The following is a 15469-nucleotide window of genomic DNA, read 5'->3' on the forward strand; positions in this document are numbered from 1 at the left end:
AGAAATAGATCATAATAGGAAATTATAACCTAGGGTTATGGTTTCCTATTATGTGTTTATTGATATTACTTTTTATAAATAGAAAGAAGGGATATGAATGGAAGAATTTATTCAACAGCTTTTTAATGGGCTTCATGTAGGGAGTATATATGCATTAATAGCTTTAGGATACACTATGGTTTATGGTATAGTTAAACTTATAAACTTTGCTCATGGAGAAATTTTGATGATCGGCGCATACTCTGCATATTTTCTTATAAATTCAGGTATGCCAATATGGTTAACTATATTACTTTCTATGCTAATATGTGCAATTATAGGTGTAATAATAGAGAAGCTTGCATATAAACCATTAAGAAATGCACCACGTATATCAGCACTTATAACAGCAATTGCTGTAAGTATACTTCTACAAAATTTATTTATGATATTATTTAAACCAGATGGAAGACCTTTTCCTGAAATAATCAAATTAAGCCCAATCCATATAGGAAGTGTTAAAATAGAAGGATTAACTATATTAAGTATAGTAGTATCATTTATATTGATGGTAGGACTACATTTCTTCATAAAGAATACCAAAACAGGAAAAGCAATGAGAGCAGTATCTCAAGATCAAAATGCAGCTATGCTTATGGGAATCGATATAAACAAAACTATATCAGCTACATTTGCTATAGGTTCAGCACTTGCCGCTGTTGGAGGAATACTTTTCAGTATAGCTTATCCACTAATAGAGCCATATATGGGGATGATGCCAGGTCTGAAAGCGTTTATCGCAGCAGTACTTGGAGGTATAGGTATTATACCAGGAGCTATGGTTGGAGGAGTAATAATGGGGGTAGCTGAAAGTTTTACAAGAGCATATATATCTAGTCAGTTATCAGATGCAGTAGTATTTGGAATATTAATAGTAGTACTTATAGTAAAACCAACTGGATTGTTTGGTAAAAATACACGTGAGAAAGTGTAGGTGACAAAACTATGAATATAAATAAAAGGGTTAAAGGATACATTATAAATGGTATAGGTATAGTACTCTTGTATATCTTACTAGTAAATCTGATCAATGGTGGACAAATAGATAGGTATCAGCAAGGTATTATAATAATGATAGGAATAAATATAATATTAGCAGTAAGTCTTAACTTAACTACTGGATTTTTAGGACAGCTTGCGCTGGGACATGCTGGATTCATGGGTATAGGAGCATATACGGCTGCTATAGCTACAATGAATATGAATATACAGTCAGATACTTTACAACTTGTAGTGTCTATGATAATAGGCGGAATTATAGCCGCTGTATTTGGAATTATAATAGGTGTACCAGCTTTAAGATTAGAAGGTGATTATTTAGCTATAATAACACTTGGATTTGGAGAAATGATTCGTGTTATCATAAATAACTTAGAAATAACTGGAGGAGCTAAAGGTTTAAAGGGAATACTTCCTCTAACAAACTTTAGTCATGTTTACTGGGTAACAATAATAACTGTAGTATTAATGTTCTCTCTGATGAGATCAAGACATGGTAGAAGTATAATATCGGTAAGAGAGAATGAGATAGCAGCAAATGCAGTAGGTGTACCAACAGCGTTCTATAAAATATTTGGATTCGTTTTATCTGCATTCTTTGCGGGAATTGCAGGAGGGCTATATGCACACTATATGTCAGTTTTAAGCCCATCTAAGTTTGGATTTATGTATTCTATAGAGATACTGGTTATAGTAGTTCTAGGAGGAATGGGAAGCATAACAGGATCTATAATAGCAGCTATACTTCTCACATTATTGCCAGAAGCTTTAAGAGAATTTTCGACTTATAGATTATTAATTTACTCTATTTTATTAATTGTAATGATGTTATTTAAGCCTTCAGGTCTCTTTGGAACAAGTGAATTTTCTATACACAATTTAATTATAAGAAAAAAGAAAATGCAAAGTCAAACTAGAAGGTTAAAGGAGTGAATAGCTATGGCATTTTTAGAAGCCAAAAACATAGGTATAATGTTTGGTGGATTAAAGGCAGTAGAAAATTTTAGTTTAAATATAAACGAAAAAGAAATAGTTGGTCTTATAGGTCCAAATGGGGCTGGTAAGACTACAACTTTTAATATGCTAACAGGGGTTTATATTCCTACTAATGGAGATATAGTTATAAATGGAGAAAGTGTGGTTGGGTTAAAGCCACACCAAATAGTAAATAGAGGAATAGCTAGAACTTTTCAAAATATAAGACTATTTGATGACTTAACAGTTTTAGAAAATGTTAAAATAGCTTTTCAAAAACAGATGAAGTATTCTATTGCTGAAGGTATACTTAGACTACCTAGGTACTGGAAAGAAGAAAAAGAAATAGACTTAAAGGGAAAAGAGCTTTTAAAAATATTTGAGATGGAAGACTTAGCTTATGAAACTGCTAAAAACTTACCATATGGAAAACAAAGAAAATTAGAAATAGCAAGAGCACTTGCTACAGATCCTAAAGTTCTTATGTTAGATGAGCCAGCAGCCGGAATGAATCCACAAGAAACTATGGAATTAATGAATACTATACATTTTATTAGAGATAAGTTTGATACAGCAATACTTTTAATAGAACATGATATGAACTTAGTTATGGGAATTTGTGAACGTTTAATAGTATTAAACTATGGTGTAATTCTTGCAGAAGGAACTCCTGATGAAATTAAAAATAATAAAGAAGTTATTAAGGCTTATCTAGGAGAATAGGAGGCTAACTATATATGCTAAAGGTAAAAGATTTACAAGTATACTATGGCATGATAAATGCTATAAAAGGTATTAGTTTTGAAGTTAAAAAAGGTGAGATAGTTACACTTATAGGTGCTAATGGTGCAGGAAAAACTACCATACTTCAATCACTATCTGGAATGATAAAGCCTAAAGAAGGAGTAGTAGAATATAACGGAGAAAATATACTTTCTTTAGATCCACATAAAATCGTAGGTAAGGGACTTGCGCATGTTCCAGAAGGAAGAAGAGTATTTTCGGAAATGACAGTTGAAGAAAATTTAGAACTTGGGGCGTTTACAAAGAATAATAAAGATAAAATTAAAGAAGGATTTGAAAATGCATACTCACGATTTCCAAGATTATTTGAAAGAAAAAAACAACTTGCTGGTACGTTGAGTGGTGGAGAGCAACAAATGTTGGCTATAGCAAGAGCACTTATGTCAAATCCACAAATAATCCTAATGGACGAGCCATCTATGGGACTAGCACCTATATTAGTAAGACAGATATTTGATATAATACAAGAGATAAATAGTACTGGAATGACAGTATTACTAGTTGAACAAAATGCAAATATGGCTTTATCTATAGCCAATAGAGCATACGTACTAGAAACAGGTAAAATAGTACTTTCGGGAGATGCAAAAGAATTACTAGGAAATGAAGAAGTTAAAAAGGCTTATTTAGGAGCTTAAGCAGCAGACTAATTTCAATGTTTTTTGGCATTGTGTGAGCTACTTATTCAGCGACTGATAGGGATCTAAGTATCCTTATGAGTAGTGATTTTCGATTATTTACTTTATTAAGACTGACTCTTTATATTATTGTGTAGGGTCAGTCTTAATTTTTATCATTAGATATGTTAATATAGAATAGTATTTATAAAGTAAAAAAGTAGAGGTAAAATAAAATGAATATAGAGATGCTAGATTCAAAAGAATATGAATTAGAAAATGGTATAAAAATTATATCTATAAAGAAAAATACTAAAATAGCAACCGTACAATTAGGTATAAATGTAGGCCCTATAAACGAAAAGATAAATGAAAAAGGTATGAGCCACTTTATAGAACACATGATATTTAAAGGAACTAAAAAGAGGACTAATGAAGAGATAAATCAAGATTTAGAAGATAGAGCTGGATCATATAATGCATATACAACTTACACATCTACAGTATTTGGTATAACAGCTTTAAAGGAAGAGTTAGAAAGTTCAATAGACATTATTTCAGATATTATAATCAAATCTATATTACCAGAGGAAGAAATAGAAAAAGAAAAAACTGTAATATTAGCGGAAATAAGAAATGGTTTAGATGATGTAGAACACTTAAGTTATACTAAAGCTAATGAGTATGCATTTGAGAAAAGTCACCTTAGGTATGATATTGCTGGAAGTGAAGAAAATATAAATTCTTTTACTAGAGAAAGTTTAATGAACTTTTATAAAGGATATTATTTACCTAACAACTGTGTTATTAGCATAGTATCATCTTATGATCATGAAGAAATTAGAAATATGGCAGAAAAATACTTTAATGATTGGGAAAGAAGAGAGATTTTAAAAACAAATATAATAGAAGAAAAAAATATAGAAATTGAGAAGACGACTTATAAAAAAGATATAGAACAAAACACCATCACATATCTATATACATTTTATGGACTAAATAGAAACCAGGAACTAGCTTTAGAAATATTAAATTATAAGTTGGGAGAAAGTGCAAATTCTATACTATTTAGAGAACTAAGAGAGAAAAGAGGAATGGCATACGATGTTTATTCTGATATAGATGGAACTGAGTATATAAAAACATTATATATATATACATCAATAGGTGAAGATGATGTAAAAGAAGCAAGAGAAACTATAGATAGTATCATAAACAATATATTATCTAAAAATATAAATATAGATGAGAAGAATATAATTCTAATGAAAAAAGTTATGAGAACGGGAATAATATCTATGATTGAAGATATAGAATCATTGTGTAACTATGCTTTACATCAAAAATTATCAGGAAAACAAATAGATGCTTTCTTAGATGATTTAGAAAGGCTAAACTATATAGATGGAGATATGATATACGATGTAGCAAAAAGTGTACTTTCAAATCCAACTATCCATATATTATTAAGTAAATAAGTTTAATATTAATTAATGTAATTGCGTTAAGTCGACTTTAACTTAATTAATAAAAGAAGGTTAAAGAACTACTTTAAGGTAAGAAATATAGTAAATAAGCCATTTAGGCCTTAAAGTGAAAGTTTAACATGAAGCATATAAAATATTTCCTAGAAAATAAAAAGGAGAATAGCTTTGCTATTCTCCTTTAAACTTCCTTAAATAAATCATCCATACTATATAGTCTAGGTTCTTTGTCTGCTATAAACTTAGCAGCATTTATAGAGCCAACTGCAAATATTTTTTTAGACATGGCAGTATGTTTGATTTCAACGATTTCATCTATACCCGCAAATATAACAGAGTGTTCTCCAACTATACTACCACCACGTACAGCGTGAATACCTATTTCTTTAGGTTGTCTCTTAGTATCGTTTCCGTATCTTCCGTACACAAATTCTTTCTCATTATTAAACTCTTCGTTTATAGCACTAGCTATCATATAAGCTGTACCACTCGGAGAGTCAACTTTTTTATTGTGATGCTTTTCTATAACTTCAATATCAAAGCCTTCTAAAGCAGAAGCTGCTTTTTTAACTAAGCTTAGTAGAACATTTATTCCTAAAGACATATTTCCAGAATAAAGTATCGCTACCTTTTTAGAAGCTTCTTCTATATTCTTAATTTCTTCATAAGAGTATCCAGTAGAAGCTACAACTAATGGTACATTTTTCTCTGTAGAATACTTTAAAAGTTTAGGAAGTGTAGAAGGATTAGAGAAGTCTATAATAGCATCGGCTTCTCCATCAAAGTCATTTATATCGTTAAATACAGGAAAATCATAATTTTGTTCTTCGCTTCTATCCATTCCTGCAACTATCTTAAAGTTATCCATTTCGTTTACTTGGTCAATAATAACCTTTCCCATTTGTCCGCTGCATCCACAAAGGATTAATTTAATCATTAAACTCCTCCTTATAATAAGCCATAGTTTGTCATACTGCTAGTTAATGCTTTTAAGTTTTCATCTGACATTTCACATAGTGGTAATCTTAAATCTCCAACTTCTTTACCTAATAAGTTCATAGCAGTTTTTATAGGAATTGGGTTAGGTTCTATAAATAAAGCATCAATAAGTTCTTTTAAACTAAGTTGAAGTTTTCTAGCTTTATCTATATCACCATTTAAGTAACTGGCAACCATATCATGAGTTTCTTTAGGTAGTATATTAGCTACTACTGAAATGACTCCTTTACCACCAATGGATAGTGTAGGAACCACTATATCATCGTTTCCTGAATATATATAAAAATCTTCAGGGCATAGTCTAGCTATTTCAATAACTAATCCTAAGTCACCACTTGCTTCTTTTATACCAGCTATGTTTTTATGCTTAGAAAGTTCGGCAACAGTTTTAGCTTGAATGCTTACTCCAGTTCTTCCAGGTACATTATAAAGAATTATAGGTGTATTTACACTGTCTGCAATTGCTGTAAAGTGTTTAATAAGACCTTTTTGAGAAGCTTTATTATAGTAAGGAGTTACTGTAAGTAAAGCATCAGCTCCTACACTTTCAGCAAATTTACTTAGATTTATTGCATAGCTAGTATCATTACTTCCTACACCAGCTATAACGGGAATACGTCCATTAACTTGTTTAACAGTGAATTCTATAGTTTCTTTATGTTCTTTATCAGATAGAGTAGCAGACTCACCAGTAGTTCCACATATTACTATAGCATCTGTTTGATTTTCTATATGAAATTCTATTAATTCAGATAATGTAACATAGTCTACTTTGTTGTCTTTAGTAAATGGAGTTACAATGGCCACGCCTGAACCTTCGAAAAGTTTCATTAACAAAACCTCCTAAAAATAATTAAAATTAAATAGTATTACTTATTACATGATATACTATATGATAGATAAAAGTTACAGTGATTTTGCAAGTAATTCAGCTATTTGAATAGTGTTAGTAGCAGCACCTTTTCTGATGTTATCAGCAACTACCCAAAGATTTAGTCCGTTTTCAACACTAAAATCCCTTCTTATTCTTCCAACGTAAACTTCATCTTTTCCGCTTACTTCTATTTGCATTGGGTATACAAGATTAGCGGGATCATCTTGTACAACTATACCAGGAGCATTTTTTAATAATTCAAACACTTCAGATAATTCAAATGGTTTTTCGAATTCTAGATTTATTGAAACAGCATGACCGTTCTTTACAGGAACTCTTACTGTAGTAGCTGTTATTTTTAGGTCATAGTCATTTAATATTTTTTTAGTTTCATCGATCATTTTAATTTCTTCCTTAGTATATCCATTCTCTAAAAATGAATCTATATGAGGAAGGCAGTTGTATGATATTGGGTAAGGATAGTTGTCAGTAGTTCCGTTCTCTAAATCAGCTACACCCTTAACACCTGAACCAGAAACTGCTTGATAAGTAGAATATATAATTCTTTTTAATTTAAAAGCATCGTGTAATGGTTTAAGCGGTACTATTGATTGAATAGTAGAACAGTTAGGATTAGCTATTATTCCTTTTCTTTCTTTTATAACTGTTTCTATAGCTTCAGGATTAACTTCAGGTATTACAAGAGGAATATCTTTTTCCATTCTCCAAGCACTACTATTATCTACAACTATAATTCCTTTATCTCTTGCTATTGGTGCAAATTTTTCACTTATAGTACCACCAGCAGAGAAAAGAGCTATATCTATATCTTTATCAAAAGAATTTTCTGTTAGTTCTTCTACAGTATACTCTTTTCCTTTAACAGTTAACTTACTACCAGCAGATTTTGCTGAGGAAAATAAATATAAATTTTCAAAAGGAAAATCTCTATCTTCTAGTACTTGTAAAAATGTATTACCAACCATTCCTGTGGCACCAACTATTGCTAAATTAACTTTTTTCATTTAAAATCACCTCAAATTTATTTGTTTTAAAATTAATATAACTTATATAATATATTATACAACATTAAATGACATAGGTACATTCGTTATGCTATAAAATGTTATAAACCCAACTCTTTACATAAGATAGTAACAGTCTTTTCCTTATCATTAGACTTTATAGTATAAGAGATGCTTATCTCAGAAGTAGTTATTTGCTTGAATTCTATATTATTCTCAGCAAATATATTAAATATCTTTGAAGCTACTCCAGATTGATTCCTCATACCAGTACCTACTACAGATACTTTTGCAAGATTAGATTCTTTTATATAGTCAATTTCAGGTATATCTGATTTTAAAGCAGAGATAGCTTCATCTATAATAGACTCATCATCCTTAGAAGTAGTGAAGGAAACATCTACATGATTATTAGATGGTGATGTCTGACTTATCATATCTATGTTTACATTTTTAACAGCTAAGCTTTCAAAAATACTTGATATATTTTTAGGGTTATAAGGGATATTATTTAAAGTTACCATTAAAATATTATCCGTAGCCGATACACCTGTAACTAAATTTTGCTCCATAGTTTCATCAAACTCCTTTATATAAGTTCCATTTTTCTCACCAGAATTTAATCCTACATATATAGGTACATTATACCTAAGACCTATTTCAACGGATCTTGTTTCCATTATTCCAGAACCTAAACTTGCCATCTCCATCATTTCTTCATAAGTTATATAGTCAAGTTTTTTAGCTTCAGGATATAGTCTTGGATCTATTCCATAAATGCCATCAACATCTGTATATATTTCACAAGGACACTTTAATTTTGCTGCTAATGCAACCGCTGTAGTATCAGATCCGCCTCTACCTAGAGTAGTTATATCACCATTTTCATTCATTCCCTGAAATCCAGCTACTACAACGATTTTATTTTCTTTCAAATAATTTTTAACATTTTCTATATTAATATCTTTTATACGGTTTTTAGTATGAGAGCCTTCAGTTAATATACCAGCCTGAAATCCTGTTAAAGATATAGCGTCATGACCAAATGACTTAAGGGTCATAGTTAGTAACGATATAGTTACTTGTTCTCCAGTAGAAAGGAGCATATCCATTTCTCTTTTAGAAGGATTTTTAGATACTTGATTAGCCATATCTATAAGTCCATTAGTAGTTTTACCCATTGCAGAGACTACAACAACTACGTTATTTCCATTTTCTTTTTCCTGTATTAATCTTTTTGCTATCTCTTTTATCTTATCTACAGTGGCAACAGAAGATCCACCGTACTTTTGAACTACAGTAGCCAATTTTTGACCTCCCTACATTATGTCGTTTTTTATTAAATCTTCATAAGTTTCTCTTTTAACTACAATTCTAGAAGATCCATCTTTTACAAATACTACAGCAGGTCTACCGATTCTGTTGTAGTTACTAGCCATGCTATAGTTATAGGCTCCAGTACTAGCTACAGCAACTATATCACCAGCTTCAGCTTTAGGGAGCTTTATATCCTTTATTACTATATCTCCAGATTCACAGCACTTACCAGCTATAGTATAAAGTTCTGTTGAGTCATCATTCATTTTATTAGCAATAGATGCTTCGTATACTGCAGAGTATAGTGCTGGTCTAGGATTATCACCCATACCTCCATCAACAAATATATAATCTCTTCCACCATAAGTTGACTTAGTTCCACCAACATTATATAGAGTTGTACCAGCATTTGAAATAATAGATCTACCAGGCTCTATTATAATCTTTGGAACCTCGATATTTAGTTCATCGCATTTATTTTTTATATTAACTAGAAGCTCTTTTAGAAAAGCAGTCATGTCCATAGGAGTATCTTCCTCGCTATAGTAAATACCAAATCCACCGCCAAGGTTTAATTCTTTAGTAACGAATCCACATGTTTCTTCAATTTTATTTAAGAACTCAAGCATTATAGTAGCCCCTAAATAGAAAGACTCCTCTTGATGAATTTGAGATCCTATATGGCAATGGAAACCTTTAAAGTTTATATGAGAGCTATCTTTAAGTCTAGATATAAAGCTAAATATTTTTTCATCATGAATAGATTCGCCGAATTTAGAGTCATTTTTTGTAGTTTGAATATACTCATGAGTATGTGCTTCTATTCCGGGATTAACTCTTAGTATAGCGTTAACTTTCTTTCCTAAGCTTTCACATAACTCTTCAATAAGATCTGTTTCTTGCTCATTATCTATAACTATAGTTCCAACACCATGCTCTAATGCCATAGTTAATTCTTCTCTAGTTTTATTATTACCATGCATATATATCTTTGAAGGGTTAAATCCTGCTTTTAAAGCCGTGTACAATTCTCCACCAGATACTACATCTAAGCCCAAGCCTTCTTCAGCAATAAGTTTGCACATTCCGATATTCTGAAAAGCTTTAGATGCATATACAACCTCAGTTTCTATTCCTTCTAAAACAAAATTATCTTTATAGATTCTACAAGTATCTCTTACCAATTGTTCGTCTACAACATATAATGGAGTTCCAAAATCTTTTGCTAGGTCTAAAGCATTACAACCACCTATTTCTAGTACGTTATTGTTTACTTTCATAGTTCCAAAAAGTTTCAATAGCATCACCACTTTCATTAAATTTTTATACAAAAAAACAACTAAGAGCAAAAGGTGCTCGAAGTTGTTTTATAAACAAAAACAAACGTATATAAACCTTTCGCCCACAATATGATAAGTGCTCCAGCAGAAAATTGGGCAAAAATTCTGTTGACAGTACTATACTTATTCAGCATAGTCCCAATACACAAATTAAATAGTGTATTTCGGCGATTGCACCTTTCCTACAAAAGTACTATTTACAACCGCGGCCCCTATAACATATTGTTTTAATATATTCTATTGTTTCGAATATGTTAACAAATTAAAGTATGAAAGTCAAGAAGAATTTAGAAAAATCTTAAAAAATTAAATTAAGTATCTATTAAACATTATTTCTAAATTTTATTAGGGATAAATATAATATTGAGAAACATACTTGGGACAGTGTAAAATAGCTAGATTTAAGATGTTATTTTAAAAAAGTAGGGTTTAAAATAGAATTTAATTATAAAATCACTGAATATTTTTATGCTAACTATAGATAGATACTTAGTATAAAAGAATACTTATTTAGCACTTTAAACTTTCTAGGACTTAAATAGCATAGAAGGTTAGTATAAAAGTCCTATACAAATTATGAAGAAATTAATTTTTTTACTTGCAAAATAGTTTATTTGACTTATAATAGTAAATATATAGATATATAAATAAAAAAGGGGATTGCAAGTGATAGAAAAGCAAGTCCTTAAAAAATGTCTAAATGTGTATACAATATACAAAGGAGGATATAAAGTCATATCCTGCAAAAACACCAGCAAATAAAGTTATAAAGGTATCGTTTTATAAAGATATAACTAAAGTTAAAGAAATACTTAATAATAAATATGTAAGTATATAAATAGAAAGAGGATTGCAAGTGATAGAAAAGCACACTCTTGAATAACGTCTAAACATGTATACAATATACAGGAAAAATATAAGATCATATCCTGCAAAAGCACCAACAAATGAAGTTATAAATACGTTAATTTATAAAAATATAATTAAAGTTGAAGAAACACTTAATAGTAAATATGTAAGTATATAAATAGAAAGGGGATTGCAAATTATGGGAAAGCATATTATTGAAGAGGCGAAAAGATGTATACAGTGTAAGAAGCCAAGATGTAAGGCTGGGTGTCCTGTAAATACACCAGTAAATGAAGTTATAAAGATGTTGCTTGATGGAGATATAGCTAAAGCTGGTGAAACACTTTTTGAAAACAACCCTCTATCGGTTGTATGTTCACTGGTGTGTCCACATGACACTCAATGTGAAGGAAGTTGTGTACTTGCTAGTATAGGGAATTCTATACACATAAGTTCTATTGAAAATTATATATCTAGTTACTACTTAAATATTAAGAGAAATAAACCTGAAAAAAACCCAGATAAAAAAGTTGCTATAATTGGGTCTGGACCTGCCGGAATTACTATAGCTTTTGTGTTAGCTAAAAAAGGATATGATATAACTATATTTGAAGCCAACGATAAAATTGGAGGAGTTTTAAGATATGGTATACCAGAGTTTAGATTACCTAAAAAGAACCTAGAACGAATAAAAGAAAAACTTATTGAACTTGGTGTAAAAATAAGACCAAATACTTTAATAGGATCAACTATATCAATAGATGACTTGTTCCGCGATGGATTTAAAGCTGTATTTATAGGAACTGGGGTTTGGAGACCATTTCCACTTAGAATTAAAGGAGAGACTCTTGGACACGTTCACTATTCAATAGACTATCTAAAGAATCCAGAAGTTTATAACTTAGGAGATAAAGTATGTATAATAGGAGCTGGAAATGTTGCTATGGATGTTGCGAGAACAGCTATCAGAAATGGTACTAGAGAAGCATATATAATGTATAGAAGAGGATTTGATGAAATCCCTGCAAGTAAACATGAAGTAGAATATGCTAAAATAGATGGAGTTAAGTTTGAACTTAATAAGTCCCCACTAGAAATTTTAGATGAAGGTGTTAAGTACATTTGTACGGAGAAAATAATCGATGAAAACGGCGAAAAAACACTTGTTGAAATTAAAGGATCAGAAGATATATTTAAAGTGGACTCTGTAATTATTTCAATTAGTCAAGGACCAAGAAGTGTTATAGTATCTAATACAAAAGGAATAGAGATAAATAATAAAGGACTTTTAACTATAGATGAAATAGGGCAAACCACTCGTGAAGGAGTATTTGCTTCTGGCGATGTTGTAACAGGAGCAAAAACTGTTGTAGAAGCTGTTCGATTATCTAAAAAAGTTGCAGATTCAATTGATAAATATGTAACAGAAAAATATGAAATATAAAAAGTACGATAGAATAATGTCTAATAGTTTTTTTGCATATTCAAAAAACTATTGAGATCAAAACTATTCTGGCTCTACCAATATTAGTTGAAGTAAGTATCTTTATATAATGAATTTAAGTTAACACTACTTGTGTGATGAAGAGTTATAGCTCTCAACTAATATTGGAAAGAACCTCTACTTTAAATGATTATGTCTATATTTCTAAGTATAATTTTACTAGTTTTACTTACTAGATATTTTAGAGAGAAAAATAGACAATTCGTAAGAGTAAACTAGCATATTTATTCACCTAGAACTATGCACTAGTATATTAAAAATAATACTATCTAGAATATTATCTATTAAGTATCATCTCAAATCTGGTAAATTAATCTTACTTAGAATTACTGTGCCTTTCCTGTTTTTTGTTTAGTTAGTTGAAAAATATTTTAGCTTCTAATTCTTCCATAGATAAATATTGTATTTCAGTAGCTATTATCAACTTATAGTCAGTAAAATACTTTGATTTAATACCTAATTTATTTCCTTTTAAGTTCAAAATCTTTCATTGCTTCTTAAGTGTGAACTTCAGTTTTTTCTTTTCAAATTAAATCTTTCACAGAGCTTATATATATTTAAACATTAATAATGATGTCGAAAATCATTTATTGTACTAAACATATGAGAAAATGTTGAGTGTAAAATTAGAAATGAATTTTCAAGATATGTATCTTGCAGTTAATAATATCTATAATTTATTTTAAATTATAAGACAAATTTTAGATAAAGATAAGATTGATATTATATTGACTATGATGATATAAGGGGAATTTTTAATGCTATAAACAAGAAATAACAGAATTTTTAATGCTAAAATCTAAAAACAAATTTTTTAGATATAAATACTCTCTTTATTATTGTAAATTCAAGTTTAGCAAAAAGGTTTTAAGCAAGAGTGCTAGAAATTGTATAAAAGTAGCAAAAATGTTGAATTTAATGTATCTAAAAGAAAAAATAAAAAATGAAATGCAAGTTTATTTAATAAACTTGCATTTTTAAATTATTTTTTACTTGTTATTTGTAAATGAATATGGTAAAATTTCAAATATATTTATATACGAAAGTTTTTATAAAAAGTAGTAAAATGGCAAGAAAAGCTTAAATTGTTCAATATTTCAAACACAACTCAAATAATCCTAAAGATGTTGGAGAAATAGGCGAATAAGAACGGTATAAATTTGATTTATAAATATAAATCACAGACTTTATTTATCATATAAAGTAAATTGTAAACATTATATACTAATTGAATGGAAGAAAGAGAAAACTTGCATAAAAATAATTTGTATAATAAAGTAAAATATTGTTATTGGAAGGAGATTATGAGTTATGACTAAAAAGCTATATAAAGAAATATTTCCTTACTCAGAAATACCTAAAATAGCGTTTAATAATGTACAAATACCAATGGATTTACCAAAGGAAATTTGGATTACTGATACTACATTTAGAGATGGACAACAATCAATGTCATCATTTACTGTAGAGCAAATAGTTAGACTATATGAATATCTACACGAGTTAGATAATGGATCGGGAGTAATAAGACAATCAGAATTTTTCCTATATTCAGATAAAGATAGAAAAGCAGTTGAAGAATGCATGAAAAAAGGATTTGAATTTCCTGAAATAACTTCATGGATTAGAGCTACTAAAAATGATTTACAATTAGTAAAGAATATGGGAATAAAAGAAACTGGACTTTTAATGTCGTGTTCAGATTATCACATATTTGACAAACTAGGCAGCAATAGAGAAGATGTAATGAGATCATATTTGGATATAGCTGAAGATGCACTATCTAATGGAATAAAACCAAGATGCCATCTAGAGGATATAACTAGAGCAGACTTCTTTGGGTTCGTAATACCGTTAGTTACAGAATTGATGAAGCTTTCACAGAAATATGGCATACAAGTTAAAGTAAGAGCATGCGATACATTAGGTTTAGGTGTTCCATATAATGGAGTAGAATTACCTAGAAGTGTTCCAGCTATTATAAATGGATTAAGAACTCATGGTGGGGTTCCGTCAGAAGCTATAGAGTGGCATGGACATAATGACTTTTATTCAGTAGTTACAAACACAACTACATCTTGGTTATATGGAGGATCTGGAGCTAACTGTGCTTTACTTGGTATAGGAGAAAGAACGGGAAACTGTCCATTAGAGGCAATGGTATTCGAATATGGTCAAATAACAGGAACTACAAAAAATATGAATTTAAAAGTTATAACTGACATTGCAGAATATTTCCAAAAAGAAATGAATTATGAAATTCCACAGAGAACACCTTTTGTGGGAAGTGAATTTAATGTAACTAGAGCAGGAATTCATGCTGATGGAATATTAAAGAATGAAGAGATATACAATGCTTTTGATACTGAGAAAATATTAAATAGACCATCAATAGTTGCTGTTAATGAGTACTCAGGAATGGCTGGAATAGCAGCATGGGTAAATGGATATTTCAAGTTGAAAGATGATGCTAAAATAGATAAGAGAGACCCAAGAATAGTGCCTATTAAAAAGTGGGTTGATGAACAGTATGAAAGTGGAAGGACTACTGTTATAAGAAATGAGGAACTAAAAGAACTTGCAGATCAATATTTATTTAATATAGAAGAAAGTAAGTAAAGATTATTAAGATGTTATTTTAGA

General features: G+C 29.9%; 13 protein-coding genes and 1 riboswitch. Of the genes, 7 read left to right on the plus strand and 6 right to left on the minus strand.

The features are described from left to right. Positions 1-97: 97 nt before the first annotated feature. The 5 genes from CURI_RS05935 to CURI_RS05955 all read left to right on the plus strand — a co-directional run bounded on the left by CURI_RS05935 (position 98) and on the right by CURI_RS05955 (position 4912). The gene (locus tag CURI_RS05935) at positions 98-973 is read left to right on the plus strand and encodes a branched-chain amino acid ABC transporter permease (RefSeq protein ID WP_014967323.1); all 876 of its coding nucleotides are present in this window, start codon (positions 98-100) and stop codon (positions 971-973) included. A gap of 11 nt (positions 974-984) precedes the next feature. Beyond that, positions 985-1971, plus strand: a complete 987-nt coding sequence (locus CURI_RS05940; RefSeq protein WP_014967324.1) for a branched-chain amino acid ABC transporter permease — start codon at positions 985-987, stop codon at positions 1969-1971. Between the two features lie 6 nt (positions 1972-1977). Then, positions 1978-2736: an ABC transporter ATP-binding protein gene (locus tag CURI_RS05945; protein WP_014967325.1), complete on the plus strand. Its 759-nt coding sequence runs from the start codon at positions 1978-1980 to the stop codon at positions 2734-2736. 14 nt (positions 2737-2750) lie between these two features. Then, complete coding sequence (locus CURI_RS05950) at positions 2751-3455, plus strand: ABC transporter ATP-binding protein (protein ID WP_014967326.1); 705 nt, start codon at positions 2751-2753, stop codon at positions 3453-3455. A gap of 215 nt (positions 3456-3670) precedes the next feature. Next, on the plus strand, positions 3671-4912 hold the full coding sequence (locus tag CURI_RS05955) for a M16 family metallopeptidase (protein WP_014967327.1): 1242 nt from the start codon (positions 3671-3673) through the stop codon (positions 4910-4912). A 187-nt stretch (positions 4913-5099) separates the two neighbouring features. Here CURI_RS05955 and dapB read toward each other — a convergent pair whose 3' ends face one another. The 5 genes from dapB to lysA form a co-directional block, all read right to left on the minus strand. Next, positions 5100-5855: a 4-hydroxy-tetrahydrodipicolinate reductase gene (dapB, locus tag CURI_RS05960; protein WP_014967328.1), complete on the minus strand. Its 756-nt coding sequence runs from the start codon at positions 5853-5855 to the stop codon at positions 5100-5102. A gap of 11 nt (positions 5856-5866) precedes the next feature. Further along, entirely contained in the window at positions 5867-6748 is an 882-nt protein-coding gene (gene dapA, locus CURI_RS05965) for a 4-hydroxy-tetrahydrodipicolinate synthase (RefSeq protein WP_014967329.1), read from the minus strand. 75 nt (positions 6749-6823) lie between these two features. Then, entirely contained in the window at positions 6824-7816 is a 993-nt protein-coding gene (locus CURI_RS05970; RefSeq protein WP_014967330.1) for an aspartate-semialdehyde dehydrogenase, read from the minus strand. 101 nt (positions 7817-7917) lie between these two features. Then, positions 7918-9123 (minus strand): aspartate kinase, encoded by a 1206-nt coding sequence (locus CURI_RS05975; protein WP_014967331.1) that lies wholly within the window; start codon positions 9121-9123, stop codon positions 7918-7920. Between the two features lie 12 nt (positions 9124-9135). Continuing rightward, entirely contained in the window at positions 9136-10437 is a 1302-nt protein-coding gene (gene lysA, locus CURI_RS05980; protein WP_014967332.1) for a diaminopimelate decarboxylase, read from the minus strand. 101 nt (positions 10438-10538) lie between these two features. Next, positions 10539-10696, minus strand: a riboswitch (Lysine riboswitch). Positions 10697-11521: 825 nt separating this feature from the next. Between lysA and CURI_RS05985 the strand changes: the two genes are divergently transcribed. Further along, positions 11522-12766 carry an NAD(P)-dependent oxidoreductase gene (locus CURI_RS05985; protein WP_014967333.1) on the plus strand — a complete coding sequence of 415 codons (1245 nt, stop codon included), beginning with the start codon at positions 11522-11524 and terminating at the stop codon, positions 12764-12766. A 415-nt stretch (positions 12767-13181) separates the two neighbouring features. Here CURI_RS05985 and CURI_RS16330 read toward each other — a convergent pair whose 3' ends face one another. Beyond that, complete coding sequence (locus CURI_RS16330; protein ID WP_266353931.1) at positions 13182-13307, minus strand: hypothetical protein; 126 nt, start codon at positions 13305-13307, stop codon at positions 13182-13184. An 830-nt stretch (positions 13308-14137) separates the two neighbouring features. Here CURI_RS16330 and CURI_RS05990 point away from each other — a divergent pair. Next, entirely contained in the window at positions 14138-15445 is a 1308-nt protein-coding gene (locus CURI_RS05990) for a beta/alpha barrel domain-containing protein (RefSeq protein ID WP_014967334.1), read from the plus strand. Positions 15446-15469 lie beyond the last annotated feature (24 nt).

The organism is Gottschalkia acidurici 9a, assembly GCF_000299355.1.
Taxonomy (GTDB): domain Bacteria; phylum Bacillota; class Clostridia; order Tissierellales; family Gottschalkiaceae; genus Gottschalkia; species Gottschalkia acidurici.